The 16,313-nt window shown below is 58.5% G+C and carries 18 protein-coding genes; 10 read left to right on the plus strand and 8 right to left on the minus strand.

Going from position 1 to position 16,313, the window contains the following annotated elements:
* The first annotated feature begins 104 nt into the window (after positions 1-104).
* From speB to KGB14_RS04725, 5 genes are all read left to right on the plus strand, one after another.
* The gene (gene speB / locus KGB14_RS04705; RefSeq protein WP_030131905.1) at positions 105-1,055 is read left to right on the plus strand and encodes an agmatinase; all 951 of its coding nucleotides are present in this window, start codon (positions 105-107) and stop codon (positions 1,053-1,055) included.
* A gap of 9 nt (positions 1,056-1,064) precedes the next feature.
* Entirely contained in the window at positions 1,065-1,487 is a 423-nt protein-coding gene (locus tag KGB14_RS04710) for a YybH family protein (RefSeq protein WP_223484324.1), read from the plus strand.
* A gap of 54 nt (positions 1,488-1,541) precedes the next feature.
* Positions 1,542-3,053: a purine-cytosine permease family protein gene (locus tag KGB14_RS04715; protein ID WP_223484325.1), complete on the plus strand. Its 1,512-nt coding sequence runs from the start codon at positions 1,542-1,544 to the stop codon at positions 3,051-3,053.
* 164 nt (positions 3,054-3,217) lie between these two features.
* Positions 3,218-4,597 carry a sodium:solute symporter gene (locus tag KGB14_RS04720; protein ID WP_223484326.1) on the plus strand — a complete coding sequence of 460 codons (1,380 nt, stop codon included), beginning with the start codon at positions 3,218-3,220 and terminating at the stop codon, positions 4,595-4,597.
* A gap of 253 nt (positions 4,598-4,850) precedes the next feature.
* Positions 4,851-5,102, plus strand: coding sequence for an acyl carrier protein (locus KGB14_RS04725; RefSeq protein ID WP_223484327.1), 252 nt, complete (start codon positions 4,851-4,853; stop codon positions 5,100-5,102).
* A 207-nt stretch (positions 5,103-5,309) separates the two neighbouring features.
* Here KGB14_RS04725 and KGB14_RS28455 read toward each other — a convergent pair whose 3' ends face one another.
* Both KGB14_RS28455 and ptrR read right to left on the minus strand, forming a co-directional pair.
* On the minus strand, positions 5,310-5,441 hold the full coding sequence (locus KGB14_RS28455) for a PA1414 family protein (RefSeq protein ID WP_256580670.1): 132 nt from the start codon (positions 5,439-5,441) through the stop codon (positions 5,310-5,312).
* A gap of 139 nt (positions 5,442-5,580) precedes the next feature.
* Positions 5,581-6,474 carry a putrescine utilization regulator PtrR gene (ptrR, locus tag KGB14_RS04730; protein ID WP_223484328.1) on the minus strand — a complete coding sequence of 298 codons (894 nt, stop codon included), beginning with the start codon at positions 6,472-6,474 and terminating at the stop codon, positions 5,581-5,583.
* Between the two features lie 104 nt (positions 6,475-6,578).
* Here ptrR and KGB14_RS04735 point away from each other — a divergent pair, with 104 nt between their 5' ends.
* Positions 6,579-7,769, plus strand: a complete 1,191-nt coding sequence (locus KGB14_RS04735; protein ID WP_223484329.1) for an MFS transporter — start codon at positions 6,579-6,581, stop codon at positions 7,767-7,769.
* Here the strand turns inward: KGB14_RS04735 and KGB14_RS04740 are convergent.
* The 3 genes from KGB14_RS04740 to KGB14_RS04750 all read right to left on the minus strand — a co-directional run bounded on the left by KGB14_RS04740 (position 7,705) and on the right by KGB14_RS04750 (position 11,513).
* Positions 7,705-8,637, minus strand: coding sequence for a DMT family transporter (locus KGB14_RS04740; protein WP_223484330.1), 933 nt, complete (start codon positions 8,635-8,637; stop codon positions 7,705-7,707). The two genes, KGB14_RS04735 and KGB14_RS04740, sit on opposite strands and share 65 nt — an antisense overlap.
* Positions 8,638-8,800: 163 nt before the next feature.
* On the minus strand, positions 8,801-10,246 hold the full coding sequence (locus KGB14_RS04745; RefSeq protein ID WP_223484331.1) for an NCS1 family nucleobase:cation symporter-1: 1,446 nt from the start codon (positions 10,244-10,246) through the stop codon (positions 8,801-8,803).
* 430 nt (positions 10,247-10,676) lie between these two features.
* Positions 10,677-11,513: a S1 RNA-binding domain-containing protein gene (locus tag KGB14_RS04750; RefSeq protein WP_223484332.1), complete on the minus strand. Its 837-nt coding sequence runs from the start codon at positions 11,511-11,513 to the stop codon at positions 10,677-10,679.
* 350 nt (positions 11,514-11,863) lie between these two features.
* On the opposite strand from KGB14_RS04750, the gene KGB14_RS04755 reads away from it, so the two are divergent.
* The 3 genes from KGB14_RS04755 (at position 11,864) to KGB14_RS04765 (ending at position 13,924) form a co-directional block, all read left to right on the plus strand.
* Entirely contained in the window at positions 11,864-12,052 is a 189-nt protein-coding gene (locus KGB14_RS04755; protein WP_017337097.1) for a hypothetical protein, read from the plus strand.
* Between the two features lie 209 nt (positions 12,053-12,261).
* Positions 12,262-12,978: a TorF family putative porin gene (locus KGB14_RS04760; protein ID WP_223484333.1), complete on the plus strand. Its 717-nt coding sequence runs from the start codon at positions 12,262-12,264 to the stop codon at positions 12,976-12,978.
* A gap of 76 nt (positions 12,979-13,054) precedes the next feature.
* Positions 13,055-13,924: a DUF6279 family lipoprotein gene (locus KGB14_RS04765; protein ID WP_223484334.1), complete on the plus strand. Its 870-nt coding sequence runs from the start codon at positions 13,055-13,057 to the stop codon at positions 13,922-13,924.
* A gap of 96 nt (positions 13,925-14,020) precedes the next feature.
* Here KGB14_RS04765 and KGB14_RS04770 read toward each other — a convergent pair whose 3' ends face one another.
* Entirely contained in the window at positions 14,021-14,413 is a 393-nt protein-coding gene (locus KGB14_RS04770) for a transcriptional regulator (protein ID WP_223484335.1), read from the minus strand.
* 201 nt (positions 14,414-14,614) lie between these two features.
* Between KGB14_RS04770 and KGB14_RS04775 the strand changes: the two genes are divergently transcribed.
* Complete coding sequence (locus KGB14_RS04775) at positions 14,615-15,349, plus strand: DUF899 domain-containing protein (RefSeq protein WP_223484336.1); 735 nt, start codon at positions 14,615-14,617, stop codon at positions 15,347-15,349.
* 261 nt (positions 15,350-15,610) lie between these two features.
* On the opposite strand, the gene KGB14_RS04780 is transcribed toward KGB14_RS04775, so the two are convergent.
* Together KGB14_RS04780 and KGB14_RS04785 are read right to left on the minus strand one after the other, a co-directional pair.
* Positions 15,611-15,850, minus strand: coding sequence for a hypothetical protein (locus KGB14_RS04780; RefSeq protein ID WP_223484337.1), 240 nt, complete (start codon positions 15,848-15,850; stop codon positions 15,611-15,613).
* Between the two features lie 16 nt (positions 15,851-15,866).
* Positions 15,867-16,247 carry a TNT domain-containing protein gene (locus KGB14_RS04785; protein WP_223484338.1) on the minus strand — a complete coding sequence of 127 codons (381 nt, stop codon included), beginning with the start codon at positions 16,245-16,247 and terminating at the stop codon, positions 15,867-15,869.
* Between the last annotated feature and the right edge of the window lie 66 nt (positions 16,248-16,313).

Raw genomic sequence — 16,313 nt, forward strand, 5'->3', positions numbered from 1 at the left:
TTCTTCCCGGTCACTGCATTTCGCAGAATCGGCCCACAGCGGTGCCCGTCTCTCCCCGAGCGTGCCACCGACATAAATAAAACAACGACGATGAGGCCTTACCCGTGGACAAGATTCTTCACCAACCACTGGGCGGCAACGAAATGCCGCGCTTCGGCGGCATCGCCACCATGCTGCGACTCCCCCATTTGCCATCCGCTGCTGGCCTGGACGCTGCCTTTATCGGCATCCCGCTGGACATCGGCACTTCCCTGCGCCCCGGCACCCGTTTCGGGCCGCGTGAAATTCGCGCTGAATCGGTGATGATCCGCCCGTACAACATGGCCACCGGCGCCGCGCCGTTCGATTCGCTGTCGGTTGCCGACATCGGTGACGTGGCGATCAACACGTTCAACCTGCTGGACGCCGTGCGGATCATCGAAGAGGCTTACGACAATATCCTCGAACACGATGTAATCCCCCTGACCCTCGGCGGCGATCACACCATCACCCTGCCGATCCTGCGTGCCATCCATAAAAAACACGGCAAAGTCGGCCTGGTGCACATCGACGCTCACGCCGATGTGAACGATCACATGTTCGGCGAGAAGATCGCCCACGGCACCACCTTCCGTCGCGCTGTGGAAGAAGGCCTTCTGGATTGCGACCGCGTGGTGCAAATTGGCCTGCGCGCTCAGGGCTACACCGCTGATGACTTCAACTGGAGCCGCAATCAAGGCTTCCGTGTGGTTCAGGCTGAAGAATGCTGGCACAAATCCCTGGCACCGCTGATGGCCGAAGTTCGCGAGAAAGTCGGCGGCGGTCCGGTGTACCTGAGTTTCGATATCGACGGTATCGACCCGGCCTGGGCACCTGGCACCGGCACCCCGGAAATCGGCGGTCTGACGACCATTCAGGCCATCGAAATCGTGCGCGGCTGCCAAGGCCTCGACCTGGTCGGCTGCGATCTGGTAGAAGTCTCGCCAGCGTACGACACCACCGGCAACACCTCGCTGTTGGGCGCCAACCTGCTGTACGAAATGCTCTGCGTACTGCCGGGCGTGGTCCATCGCTGAGGATCGGTCATGAACGAACGTGATCAGGTACTCAACGCCGCCGCCGAGCTGGTATCGGCCTTTGCCCGTAACGATCGCGAAGCCTACTTCGGCGCATTCAGCGCCGACGCCAGCTTCGTGTTCTACACCCTCGAGCAGCCCTTGCTGTCGCGCGATGCCTACCAGGCGTTGTGGGACATCTGGCGCGCCGAAGACGGCTTCGAGGTGCTGTCGTGCACCTCGAGCAACGCCTTCGTCAGCCTGCAGGGTGACGTGGCGATTTTCATCCATGACGTGGCCACTGAGCTGCTCATGCAAGGGGAGCAACACTTCAGCCAGGAGCGCGAGACGATTGTTTTCAAGAAACAGCCGTCTGGCCAAGAACAACAAGGCCTATGGCTGGCCTGCCACGAACATTTGTCCGCCATGCCGGAAGGGCTGCCACCCCCTTAGCCAAACAGGTGACGCTCACGCACGATGAGCGCGCCTTTATGATCGGAGCAGATCATGAATAACAACAACAAAGAAAAAAGCCTTAGCAGCATCGAAACAAACGGGGTCGAACAGATCCCGGACAATGAACGCGACGCCCGGCCCAGCGACCTGTTTCGCCTGATATTCGGCGGCGCCAATACCTTTGCCACCGCCGTGCTCGGCAGTTTCCCGGTACTGTTCGGCCTGTCCTTCCAGGCGGGCGTCTGGGCGATTGTGCTGGGCGTGGTGCTTGGTGCGCTGATTCTGGCACCCATGGGCCTGTTCGGGCCGATCAACGGCACCAACAACGCCGTGTCCTCCGGTGCACACTTCGGCGTGCACGGGCGGATCGTCGGCTCATTCCTGTCACTGTTGACCGCAATTGCGTTCTTTTCGCTCTCCGTCTGGAGTTCGGGCGATGCGCTGGTGGGCGGCGCCAAACGCCTGATCAACTTGCCGGAAACCGATCTGACCCTGGGCCTGGCCTACGGTCTGTTCGCGCTGCTGGTACTGACGGTGTGCATCTACGGCTTCCGCTTCATGCTGTGGGTCAACCGCATCGCGGTATGGGCGGCCAGCCTGTTGTTCCTGCTGGGCATCTTCGCCTTCGCCCCTGCATTCGACAGCCAATACGCCGGCACCGTGACCATGGGGCAGGCCGGTTTCTGGGCAGCGTTTATCGGCTCGGCGCTAGTGGCCATGAGCAACCCGATTTCCTTCGGAGCGTTCCTCGGCGACTGGTCGCGCTACATCCCGCGTGACACCTCCAAGCTCCGGATCATGGCCGCCGTAGTGATCTCGCAGATCGCCACCTTCATCCCGTTCCTGTTCGGGCTCGCCACCGCCACCATCGTGGCGATCAAGGCACCGGACTACATCGCGGCCAACAACTATGTCGGCGGTCTGCTGGCCGTTTCGCCGAGCTGGTTCTTCCTGCCGGTGTGCCTGATTGCGGTGATCGGCGGCATGTCCACCGGCACCACCTCGCTGTATGGCACCGGGCTGGACATGTCCAGCGTGTTCCCGCGGGTGCTGTCGCGGGTCAAGGCAACGCTGCTGATCGGCGTGATGTCGATTGCCTTCATCTTCATCGGGCGCTTCGCCGCGAACCTGGTGCAGAGCGTGTCGACCTTCGCCGTGCTGATCATCACCTGCACCACCCCGTGGATGGTGATCATGATCATCGGCCTGTTGCTGCGTCGCGGCTTCTACTGCCCGGATGACCTGCAAGTGTTCACCCGTGGCGAGAAAGGTGGCCGCTACTGGTTCACCCACGGCTGGAACTGGCGCGGCCTGGGTGCCTGGATCCCGAGTGCTCTGGTGGGTTTGTGCTTCGTGAACCTGCCGGGGCAGTTTGTCGGGCCGCTCGGGAATCTGGCGGGCGGGATCGACATCAGTCTGCCTGTCACTCTGGGCCTGGCGTCGCTGGTGTACCTGACGCTGCTGAGCCTGTTCCCGGAGCCGGCCACGGTGTTCGGCCCGAATGATTCACGCAGCAAGGGCTCAAGCACCATGGCAAAACCTGAACTACGTCAGCCCGCCTGACACAGATCCACCTGTGGGAGCGAGCCTGCTCGCGATGACTGCGGTACATCCGACATTGATGTGACTGACAAATCGCAATCGCGAGCAGGCTCGCTCCCACAGAGACCTGACCCGCAGAACCATCTTTGTTTCACCATAAAAAAAACAATCGGAGACACGCCATCATGGCTTTGGATTTATTCGTCGTACTCATCTACGCCGCCGCGATGCTGATACTCGGCTACTACGGCATGCGCAAGGCCAAGACCAACGAAGACTTTTTGGTCGCTGGCCGTAACCTCGGCCCGAGCCTGTACATGGGCACCATGGCCGCTACCGTTCTGGGCGGCGCATCTACCGTCGGCACCGTGCGCCTGGGTTACGTCCATGGCATCTCCGGCTTCTGGCTCTGCGCGGCCCTCGGTTGCGGGATCGTGGCGCTGAACCTGTTCCTCGCCAAACCGCTGCTGAAGCTGAAAATCTACACCGTTACCCAGGTGCTGGAAAAACGCTACAACCCCATGGCCCGCTCCGCGAGCGCGGTGATCATGCTGGCGTATGCGCTGATGATCGGCGTGGTCTCGATCCTGGCCATTGGCACCGTGCTGCAAGTGCTGTTCGGCCTGCCGTTCTGGCTGTCGATATTGCTCGGCGGTGGCGTGGTGGTGATCTATTCGGCGATCGGCGGCATGTGGTCCCTGACCCTGACCGACATCGTCCAGTTCATCATCAAGACCGTGGGCCTGATGTTCATCCTGTTGCCAATCTGCCTGTACCGCGTCGGTGGTTGGGATGAGTTGGTGCTGAAACTGCCGGCAACCGCCTTCAGCTTCACCACGATTGGCTGGGACACCATCATCACCTACTTCATGATCTACTTCTTCGGGATCCTGATCGGCCAAGACATCTGGCAGCGTGTGTTCACCGTCAAAAGCGCCAAAGTGGCTCAGGTCGCCGGTACATTCGCAGGCTTCTACTGCATCCTTTACGGACTGGCCTGCGCCCTGATCGGCATGGCCGCTCATGTGCTGATCCCGGACCTGGACAACGTCAACAACGCCTTCGCCGCCATCGTCAAACTGTCCCTGCCGGACGGTATCCGTGGCCTGGTGATTGCGGCGGCCCTGGCGGCCATGATGTCCACCGCCAGCGCCGGCCTGCTCGCCGCTGCCACCACCCTGACCGAAGACCTGCTGCCAAAACTGCGCGGCGGTAAACAGTCGAGCCTGGGCATCAACCGCCTGTTCACCCTGCTGACCGGCATCGCCGTGCTGGGTATCGCGCTGGTGGTAAACGACGTGATCAGTGCTTTGACTCTGGCCTACAACCTGTTGGTGGGCGGCATGCTGATCCCGCTGATCGGTGCAATCTTCTGGAAACGCGCAACCACCGCAGGCGCTATCGCCAGCATGGGCATGGGCTTTGCCACCGCTCTGGTGTTCATGTTCAAGGATGGTCTGGATTCCAACACCCCGATCTACTACAGCCTCGGCGTGGGTCTGGTGAGCTTCGTGCTGGTCAGCCTGATGTCCCGTCGCCCGGCCGTGGTGGCGAGCGCGGCCTGACGTTTCTAAAGCGACTTGATGCTTTCTTCGGCGGGTGTGGCGTCGGTTGCCACACCCGTTTTTTTTCGCCTGAAGGAATCTGCCCATGAAGATCGTCAGCCGCGATCAGTGGTTCGAGGTCAAACAGCTCAGCATTTCGGGAGTTTATCCGGAGAGCATTTGCGCACGATGATAGACGAGTGGCAGCGTCGGCACGCCTGAAGCCTGCTGTACTCAGCACCAGGAACATCATTAACGCCCTAGAAGAATGACCATGACAAGAGCAGCCGTTCGTGCCGCCGTGCATCACTTCATTTGCCGCCTGCTGGAAATTCAGGATGACTTCAACGACACCATGAACCTGGTGCAGTTGGGACTGGATAAAGAAGATATCGAAGAACTGATCTTCCATCTTGAAGATCAGTTGGGATTGACGGCATTTACCGCCCAGGAAGACCGCATGTTCAAGACTGCGACTACAGTCGACGACTTGAACCGGTTTTTGATTGAGATCGGGCGGTATTGAGAGGGGTTGAAACGCATCTCCAAGGCAAGAATGCAGGCTTTTGTGGCGAGGGAGCTTGCTCCCGCTCGACTGCGCAGCAGTCGCGAAGCCAGGATTCGCATGCTGCCTGATACGCCTCGGTGGTCATCAATGGGGGGCTGCTGTGCAGCCCAGCAGGAGCAAGCCCCCTCGCCATAACAAGCCCGCTTGCCAAATAGACCCAAGCGTTTACCGGCGGCGCTGCTGCTGGCGGCGGCGTTGTTCATCATCAGTGCGAATAGGCACGGGTTGCAGAGGCGGTTCGATCAAACCGAGTGCGACCCCCAGGTCATGCAGCCAGTTTTGGATTTTCTCTTTCATGGTGCCCCCTTCAGGGTAGTGCCGAGCGGCCGAAGTTCTGTAGCCCCTTCGCACTGATAATAGTCCGAAGTCCTACGCAATGCTCGCCCAAGTTCGCAATGATCTGTTACTGAATTGATCCAAATCCCTGACCGCCCGTTCAAACAATTGCCTGGGCCTGAATCGCTGCCGACGGATACACCGCCTGCTGCTGCTCGATCCACGCATTCAGGTTGGCTCCGACCATGCCTTTGCGCCACATCAGCCAGGTGGTCGCGCTGGCAAACGGCTCGGCCAACGGGTGCACCGCCACACTTTCGCGCCCCGGCAGGCTGGCGAGCATCGACTCCGACATCAGCGCCACGCCGGAGCCGGCAATCACGCAGGCGAGCATCCCCGGATACGACTCGATCTCCATGGCCCGGCCCATGGCCGCGTGATCATGGGCGAACCAGGCTTCCAGGCGCATCCGGTAAGAACAGCCCTGGCGAAACGTAAACACCGAACGCCCTTCGACATCCAGCGCGCTGTGCACCGGCGGATGATCGGCCTCGCTGATCAACACCAGCCGTTCGTCGCACAATGGCACGCCGTCGAGCCCGGCCAGCTCCAGCGGGCCATCCACCAGCGCCGCATCAAGGCGCCCGGTGAGCAGACCTTCGAGCAATTCGCCGCTGGGCCCCGACTGCACTTGCAGGTTCACTGCCGGATAGCGGCGGTGATAAAGCGCCAACAGCTCTGGCAAGTGAATCGCGGCGGTGCTGTACATGGTGCCGAGGACGAAATCCCCGGCCGGTTGCCCGCCCTGCACCGCCGCGTGGGCTTCGTCGTGCAAGGCGAATAGCTTGGCGGTGTAGTCCAGCAGGACTTTTCCTGCAGGTGACAACTGCAAACGCTGACGCTCGCGCACGAACAGTTCGACACCGAGTTGCTCTTCGAGCTGTTTGAGCCGGGTCGACAGGTTGGACGGCACGCGATGCAGGCGTTCAGCGGCACGGGTAATGGAGCCCTCCTGCGCCACCGCCTGGAAGATCCGCAATTGGCTGAATTCCACGCCACTCTCCAAATCAGAACAAGTTTCTCACTATTATTCATTTTTAAAGAAAGTCAATCAGTCCTAGCCTGACGGTCATTGATCCTCGAAACGGAACTCAGACTATGTCCCCTCTGATTCGCTTAACCGCCAGTTTCATCGCCCTGATGATGGCCATGGGCATCGGGCGTTTCGCCCTGACTCCGCAACTGCCGCACTTACTCAGCGAAGGCCAGATCGACCTGACTGCCGCTGGTCTGATTGCCGCCGCCAACTACCTCGGCTACTTCGTCGGCGCGGTGGACGCGATGTTCGCCCGTCGTCCCGATCAGGTTCGTCGACGCCTGCTCGGTGGTTTGTGGCTCTGTGTGCTGCTGACCCTGGCCTCGTTCTGGGCCAACGGGTTCTGGTCGCATCTGGCGCTGCGTTTCGGCACGGGCGTGGCCAGCGCCTGGGTGTTGGTGATGATTACCGCGCTGAGCCAACCGCTGGCAGCAGCGGCTGGTCGCCCACGGCTCGGTGCCCTGGTCTTTGCCGGACCGGGTCTGGGGATTTTTCTGACGGGCTTGCTGGCCTTGGGCTCGAACCTGCTGGGTCAGACGTCTGCAACGTTGTGGCTGGTGTATGCCGGTGTCGGACTGGTCATGCTGCTGGGGATTCTGCCGTTCCTGCCGCAGCCGGCCGGTCCTTCTACGGCAACACCGCCTGCCACCACGTCGGGTGCCCAAGGTGTCGGACGTTTACCGGTGATCTATGGGTTGTACGGTTTGGGCTACATCATCCCGGCCACTTTCCTCTCGCAGATGGCCAGCGCGCAGTTTCATGGACAATGGCAAGCCGATCTGTTCTGGCCATGCTTCGGCCTGGCGGCCGCGACCGGGGTCGTATTGGTGAGCCTGCGTCGGCACAACCCGAATAGCACTCGTCATTGGCTGATGGCAACGTTGTGGTTGCAGGCGGCCGGGGTCTTCGCCTGCCTGTTGGGCAGCGGTGCCGGCCTGGCGCTGGGGGTGATCCTGTGTGGCGGGCCGTTTCTGGCCTGCATGCAATTGGTGATGCAGCGCTCCCGGGAACTCGCGCCCCACGCCACCCAGCGCAACGCCGGGCTGCTGACCGCGTGCTTCGCTGTGGGTCAGCTCAGCGGGCCGTTGCTGGCGGCATTGAGCAGTCATTTCAGTGGTGGCTTGCAACCTGCGCTGCTGATCGCCGGCAGCGGTTTGATCATCGCTGGAGGCCTGTTGCTGCGCCCGGTCAGGGTTGCCCAAGTGCTTTGCGCAAACGACGGCGGACCCACTGCTCTGCGCTCACAAAAGTGATCCCGAGCAGCACCAGCACCGCGCCGATCACGAAATTTAGGCTCAGTTTTTCGCCCAGCAGCACCACGCCGAACGTGACGCCGAACAGCGGCGTCATGAACGAAAACACCGCCAGGTTCGCCGCCAGATAACGACGTAGCAGCCAGAACCAGGTCAAATAACTGAAGAACGACACCACCAAGCCCTGGAAGAGCACGCTGGCCACGGCAACAGTGGTCAGGCTGACATGGGTAACCTGCCCGCTGAGGATCGCGATCAACAGCAGGCCGACGAAGCCGACGATCAGTTGATAAAACAGCGTCAGGGTCACCGGTGCTTCCGACAGACGCGAGGCGCGCACCACCACAGTGGTCGCGCCCCACGACGCCCCGGCCAGCACGCCCAAGGCATCGCCCATCAGCATGCGGTGGTCGAGGTTGCCCCAGGACACGCCACCGGCAAACGCAATGGCAATGCCGATGAAGGCGAGAAAAATCCCCAGCCACTGCACCGGTCTTAAACGCTCACTCGGTAGCAGCCAATGCACGCCCAACGCGGTAAAAATCGGCGCGGTGTAGAGGAACACTGACATGTGCGCCGCCGTGGTCAGTTGCAGGCCTTCGGAAATGAAGAAGAACTCCAGGCCAAACAACGCGCCGGCCAGCAAACCGCCGCGCCAGGTATGACCGACCTGATCCCAGCCGCCCTTCCAGCAGATCAACAATCCTACGAGCAACGCGGAAATACCCGACCGCCCCGCTGCTTGCATGACCGGCGCGATGTCGGGCGCGGCCCATTTGATCATCACCTGCTGCACACCCCAGATCAGGCACAGCCCGACCATCACTTGCAAGGCAAATCCATCGGCGCTACGCCGGGTGGCGCTCACCGGAACACCTCGACAACACAATCCATGGCAGTGACTCGACAGTAAAAGCAAAGCCCCGGCCTTCTGGCTGAGCAGAGTGCCGGGGCGAAAAATTATGCCGTCGATTATTAACCAGATGGACAGAAAAAGGTGTCTGCAAAAGACCTTTAAATCGCCGCGTGCGTCATCCCGCGATGATCAACGCCGCCGATTGCTGTGCCTGCTCGCGCCTGGCCAGCGCGAAGTACAAGACGCCGCCAAGGAAGCAGCCGGTGAACCAGGAAAAATTGGCCATCGGCTGCAAGACCGGGGTGAATGTGATCGCAACGCCCATGAGGGTGGCAGGAATCAACGCCTTGACCGCCGTCCAATTAACCCCACCGCTGTAGTAATAACGCCCGCTCGGGCTTTCGCTAAACAGCGCATCGACGTCGATCTGCTGCTTTTTGATCAGGTAGTAATCCACCAGCAGAATCCCGAACAGCGGACCGATGAACGCTGCCAGCACGTCGAGGGTGTAGTGAATCACTTCGGGGTTGTTGAACAGGTTCCACGGGGTGATGAAGATCGAAGCCACGGCGGCAATCATGCCGCCGGCACGCCAACTGATCTTGCTCGGAGCGACGTTGGCGAAGTCGAACGCCGGGGACACGAAGTTGGCGACGATGTTGATACCGATGGTCGCGGTAACGAAGGCAAAAGCGCCGAGCAGTACCGCCACGCTGTTGTCGATACGCGCCACGGTGGCGATCGGGTCGTGAAGCATTTCACCGAACACCGGCAAGGTGCCGGAGACGATCACCACGGTCACCAGCGAGAACGCCAGAAAATTCACCGGCAGGCCCCAGAAGTTTCCACGGCGCACGTCGTTCATGCTGCGGCAGTAGCGACTGAAATCGCCGAAGTTCAGGGTCGGACCGGAAAAGTACGACACCACCAACGCCGTTGCCACGATCACCTGTCCGAAGGCTTCCCAGCCAGACAGGGACTTTTCCGCCAGGGTGAAGCTGATATTGCTCCAGCCGGCCTGCCAGACAATCCAGCCGGCGAGCAAGAACATCACGCCGTAAACCACCGGCCCCGCCCAGTCGATGAAACGGCGAATCGACTCCATGCCGGTCCAGAATACCAGCGCCTGGACGAACCACAGGCTGAGGAAACCGAACCAGCCAAGGTAGGACAAACCGGCAAAGTGCGGTTCGGCGTAGGCCGCCATTGAAGGAAAAAAGCGCAGCACGACGATGATCAGGGCACTGGACGCCAGGTACGTCTGAATCCCGTACCAGGCCACTGCAATCAGGCCGCGGATGACTGCAGGAATATTTGCCCCGAACACTCCAAATGCCAGTCGGCAGATCACCGGATATGGCACCGCTGCTTGCTGACTGGGCCTGGCGACCAGGTTGGCAATCAACTGCACAATGCAAATCCCGCCCAGCAAGGCAATCAACACCTGCCAACTGGCCAACCCAAGCGCAAACAGGCTGGCGGCGAACACATAGCCGCCGACGCTGTGCACATCGCTCATCCAGAAGGCGAAGATGTTGTACCAATTCCATTTCTGCGGCAGCGGCCCCAGGTCCTGGTTATACAGGCGTGGGCTGTAGCCGTTGGGCAATTGCTCGGTCATCACAGGGCTCCTCGAAAGTACAGGCACGGCCCCCGAGACTGATGCGGCGACCACACTGCGTACGGGAGCTGGCATGGTTTGTATACGAGTTGCTACGCAGAATGCGTGCCATATGAGCGAAAGGTGTGACAGAGCAGGCTTTCAACTCTGTTCAGAGCAATGCCTTTAAGAAATAGAGGGGATGGTAATGCCCATGATCAGGGCGTCAGCGCCTGCAAACGGTGCAGGACGTTATGTATACAAAGAGATGGGTGACTGCTGCGCAGTCAATCGCGAGCAGGCTCACTTGTTTAGACTTGAAGGGGTGGGGCCTGGGGTTTTTCGCCCGACGCCTGTCGTAGGAGCTGCCGCAGGCTGCGATCTTTTGATCTTGATCTTTTAGAGTCAAAAGATCGCAGCCTGCGGCAGCTCCTACAGGGGCGGCGTGAGGTCAGCTGAGTTCGATGCGATCAGCGTGAATAACGATCTGGCCATTCTTGTACAACGCACCGATGGCCTTTTTGAAGTTGCCCTTACTGACGCCAAACATACTGCTGATCAGCGTCGGGTCGCTCTTGTCGCTGACTGGCAAGGTGCCGTTGTTGTCGCGCAACTTGGCGAGGATCTTCGAGTTCAGACTGGTGGCGGCTTCTTCGCCCACCGGTTGCAGGCTCAGGCTGATCTTGCCGTCGGTGCGGACTTCTTTGATAAAGCCCTTCTCTTCTTTACCGGCGCGCATGAACTTGAAGATTTCGTTCTTGTGGATCAGGCCCCAGTGCTTGTTGTTGATGATTGCCTTGAAGCCCATGTCAGTCGCTTCGGCCACCAGCAAATCAACTTCCTGACCCGGGGTGTAATTGGCCGGGGTCTTGTCCAGGTAACGGTCCAGACGCGCCGTCGCGGTGATGCGCCGTGTGTGCTTGTCGAGGTAGACGTGCACCACGACATACTCGCCCGCCGTCATCTGACGCTTTTCTTCGGAATACGGCAGCAGCAGATCCTTCGGCAAACCCCAATCCAGGAACACACCGATGCTGTTGACTTCAACGACTTTCAAACTGGCGAATTCACCGACCTGAACTTTCGGTTTTTCGGTCGTGGCGATAAGTTTGTCATCGCTGTCCAGATAAATAAAAACGTTGAGCCAGTCTTCATCTTCGCTGGGAATATCTTTGGGGATGTAACGATTCGGCAGGAGGATTTCGCCATCCGCGCCACCGTCCAGATATAAACCGAAGTTAGTGTGTTTAACCACTTGCAAACTGTTGTAGCGCCCGACTAAAGCCATGTCCAATACCCTCATTGCGTGGGCGGCATTCTACCCGGTTTTGCGGGCGACGTTCAGCAGCCAGCCCGGTGGTGCGAGAAAATCCGCGCGAGGCCTTAATTTTCCGGTATTTACCGTGCGCGTTCGGCCGCTCGTCAGGCCGTTCGAATGGTCCACAGCTTGATTGACCCATTTGAAAAACGCTATTTACTCACCGAGGTTCTTAGTTAAAACAGCAGCTTAGGAGACTATTCAAAATAATAACTTGCGATTGTTCGTGTTCCTGCCAGGTGCATTTCGGGAGGATATTTACCAAGCAATTGTCAAGTATTTCCTGTACGATGCCTGGCCAAGTTAATTTCTACAGGTTAATGGCCGCCATGCGTGTAAAAGCATCCAACAGCAAAGCAAAGCCAGCTCCAGCCGTTGAAACCAGCGAATCGATCAACAACCAGATCGCTGCGTTCCTCAAGTCCGGTGGCGAGATCCAGCAAATTGCCAAAGGCGTCAGCGGCCAGACGTTCGGCCCGTCCAAGCAGATCACGCTGGGCAAGAAGTAATTCCCCCGCGTTAACTGGTCCCTAAGCGCTTTGGGCTTCGAAGCGCTTGGACTGGAACCCTCCCGCAATACCCCATCAAACAAATCAATATTTCAAAAATCGACGAACGGCCCTCGATGCCGAACATTCGCCGGTATGCTTGCACGTGTCTGGATCAAGCGTTTCAGCAGGTTTTCAAGGCCTGCTCCTCGCTGTTCATGGAGTGACGCATGTTCAAGCCCTCTCTTTTCCTGCTCGGCAGCCTGCTGTGGTGTTCGGTCGCCCAAGCGCAAGTCTTCCAGCGCGAACTGGGCGACTTCGATCTCAAACTCGCCACCACCCCCAGCCGCAGCATGGCCCAAGGACTGGTCAAACCCTCGACGACCGGCTCGTTTCACGGTGGCCTCGACCTTAGCCACGACAGCGGTTTCTATGTGGGTCAATGGTCCCCCAGCATGGGACTGAGCCCTTCAAGCAACCTTGAAGTGGATTCCTACATGGGCTTTAAACAGCCCTTCGATCAATCCCTCGGTTACGAAGTGGGCATGATCCATTACAGCTACCCGAAAGTGGACACCCTCGACAGCCAGGAACTTTTCGGCGGCCTGACACTGCTGGACAGCCGCTTTGGCGCTGCCTTCAGCAACGACCCGGACAAACAGAACAGCACCCTGTTCGCCGACCTCAGTGGCAATCAGCCGTTCGGCATCGGGATCAGCCTGAAATACACCACCCATCATCTCAACACACCGGTCTCCGTCGACGGTGGGTATGTAGGCAGCTTTACCGACTGGTCAGTGAAGTTGTCCCGGCCGTTCATGGGCATCGATCTGGACTTGATCTACAGTGACTCAAACCTTAGTGGCAGCCATTGTTCCGCCTATTCCGGCCACAATAGCGAGTGCGATAGCCTGGTCACGCTCAAGGCTGCACACAGCTTCTATTAATCGGCTGAACTGCTTGGTTCGTCCCGCGATCACATAAAAAGAACCCGACAAAAAACCAGGTTCGCAAGGACTCGCCATGTCGCACTGGTTGAAACAAGTCACCCTCATCATCGCCCTCAGTCTCACCGTCGCCGCGTGCACCCGCGTGGGCCTGGCTTACCGCAACCTCGACGTGATCATTCCCTGGACGCTCAGCGACTACCTGGACATGAACCACGTACAAAAAGACTGGTTCAACGAGCGCCTCAAGGAACACTTGAGCTGGCACTGCACGACGCAATTGCCCGGTTACCTCGGCTGGCTGGACCGTTTGCAGACCATGGTCGAGACCAACCAAGTCACCGACGCCGCGCTGCAAACCCGCATCCAGGAAGCCAAACAGGCCATCGCCGAATCCGCCCGGGAAATCACCCCGTCGGCCATCGAGCTGTTACAGGGCCTGGATGACAAGCAAGTCGCAGAAATGAACGATGCCTTCGCCAAGGACCAGCGCAAACGCCAGGAAACCTACCTCAAACCGACTCTGGAGCAACAGATCAATGAGCGGAGCATGCGCATGGAGAAACGACTGAATGCCTGGCTCGGACCGCTCAGCCCGACCCAACAGCAACGGGTGATGGCCTGGTCGAATGCCCTGGGTGACCAGTACCAGCAATGGATCGCCAACCGCGCCCATTGGCAGCAGCAATTCAGCGCGGCAGTCGCGCAACGGCACAGTCCAGAATTCCCACAGCAAATCGAGACGCTTCTGGTGAATCGCGAGAGTTTATGGACGCCCGCTTACCGTGAGGCTTACGCCAACACCGAAGCCCAGGCTCGGGCGTTGCTGGTGGACTTGATGGCCGAAAGCACGCCGTTTCAGCGTCAGCGGTTACTGAGGAAGATTGAAGGGGTGCGCAAGGATTTTTCTGATTTGAAATGTCTGAGAGCGGCGCGGCAGGGTTAGAAGATCAAAAGATCGCAGCCTTCGGCAGCTCCTACAAGGTTACGCGGTCCATGTAGGAGCTGCCGAAGGCTGCGATCTTTTGCTGTCGCCACAAAATCAGGCAATCTGCGCCTTCGACGCCACTTCATCAAACGTCAACTCTCCCAGCGCATCCTCCTGTTCATCCAGCACCTGCCGCGGATGCTCATTACCCGGAATGCTGCTATCAATCAGGCTCAACAAACTCGAGCCCCGGGCCGTCAAAATGTAATTCTCGCCATTGCCACCCTGATCCTCCGACCGAGGCTCGATATAGCCCCGCATCAACAGTAACTTTTCGTACTCTCCAGCCACCGTTTTCAGATGATCCAGGTTCTCAAACGGCTCACCCGAGGCAGCTTTCTCCGCCGCATACTGCTCGGCATAGGGCCGTGGAGTGAAACTGTGACCAGCGCCGTTCTGCACCTCATGCAGCAAGTGTTCAATCAAATCCCAGTTATAAGTCGTCATCCTGATCAACCTCCAGTGCCAGCGAGAGAAATGGCCTTCATAGGTTGTGACCGACAGGGAGGGCAGCCGTTCAGCCGAGGTATTTCGCCCTACCGACCGGCGGTCTGTCGATTTGAGCACAGGCCAAACGACTAGGCTGTGTAAGAAGGTTTAACCCGCAGCGCGAATCGACTTTCGCCAAAGCATGCAGGAGAAATCACCATGAACATTCAGAATCATCCGGTCGTGTCCCGAGAAGAATGGCTCGCCGCCCGCAAACAACACTTGGCACACGAAAAAGCCTTCACCAGGGAAAGAGACAAACTCAGCGCCGAACGCCGCGCCCTGCCCTGGGTGAAAATCGACAAACCCTACCGCTTCCAGGGCCCCAACGGCGAACTGAGCCTGGCCGACCTGTTCGGCGGCCGCAGTCAATTGATCGTCTATCACTTCATGTTCGCCGCTGGCTGGGATGAAGGCTGCCCCGGCTGCTCATTCCTGTCCGACCACATTGACGGTGCCAACCAACACCTGGCCCACCACGACGTCGCCGTGGTCGCGGTTTCCCACGCACCATTCGCCGAATTCCAGCCCTTCAAACAGCGCATGGGCTGGAAATTCGACTGGGTCTCGTCCGAAGGCTGCGATTTCAACTACGACTTCGGCGTCTGCGCCCGGGCCGAAGACGTCGCCGCCGGAAAAGCCACCTACAACTACGAAAAAACTGATGGCACCGAGGAAGAACTCCCAGGGCTCAGCGTGTTTTATCGCAACGAAGCGGGGGAGATTTTCCATACCTATTCGACTTATGCACGTGGCCTGGATTTGCTGGTCGGTGCCTACAACTATCTGGACCTCACGCCTAAGGGGCGTAATGAAGAGGAGATCATGGATTGGGTGAGGCATCACGATCGGTATGAGGACAAGGCTGCGGCCAGTTGCTGTCATGGGGGATAAGGCCCGTTCTCACTAGGTCCGGATTAGCCACAGTCCCCACGAACACCACAATCCCTGTGGGGGCGGGCTTGCCCGCGATGACTGACTAACATTCCACATGGATATCGACTGATACACCACTTTCGCGAGCGGACTCCCACAGGCGGCAAGTGGTGCTGTTCAAACCTTATTCAGGACGGGACATAAGAAAAATCGGGGATTCCTCAGGGTCTGTCCCCGTTTATCATGGGCGTCCCCTTTCCTTACCTTTAAGTCGCTTTATTATTCCTTATTAAAAATCTCATACACCCATTTGGCCAACACTTCCGGCGACGTCGTTTCTTTCCTTAGACATTCTTCACCGCGATCTTTCGCAACAATGGCCAGCTTCCCAGCTTCAGAAATCTCAATATAGGGAGCACCAAACTCATCCACTTCAGTTCCTAAAGGAAATTTCTCATATGGATTTCCCTGCTCACGCGCATATTTGAAAAAACAATCGGCTAACTGCTCAAGATCCATTGTTGCTACCCTCAGGTTATTTTATCGGTCTGATGAAACCTTCCTTCACCAACTCATCAATGCTCATAGGTAATTGATACTGAGTCCCCATGCCAGGCTTTCCAAACCAAGGAGCCGCACTTCCAGAGTTTACCTCTGGGATAGGCTTTAAGACCTCATACTGCCTATAGGGTGATTTCAGACTTGAGTCAGGCAAGGCGCGCTGATCAAACGGCACGTCTATCGGGGCCACAAATTTACCCTGATCAGTAAAGTTACCTTTCTCATCAAAACGGCCACCATACCTGTCAAACGTATGACCCGGCTGAAGCGCAGTAATCGTCGGCGGCCCATTGAACCCTCCGTCAAAACCATTATTTGCTTTTGTTGGCCAATCGGGACTTCCGTCAGGCTTCACCCACCGAGGATCAACACCCAACTTATCAGCAGTGGCAACCTGCGCAGGTGTCGGGTTGGCTACTGG

The sequence above is a fragment of the Pseudomonas sp. A-RE-19 genome (genome assembly GCF_019956555.1).
In the GTDB taxonomy this organism is placed as follows: Bacteria; Pseudomonadota; Gammaproteobacteria; order Pseudomonadales; family Pseudomonadaceae; genus Aquipseudomonas.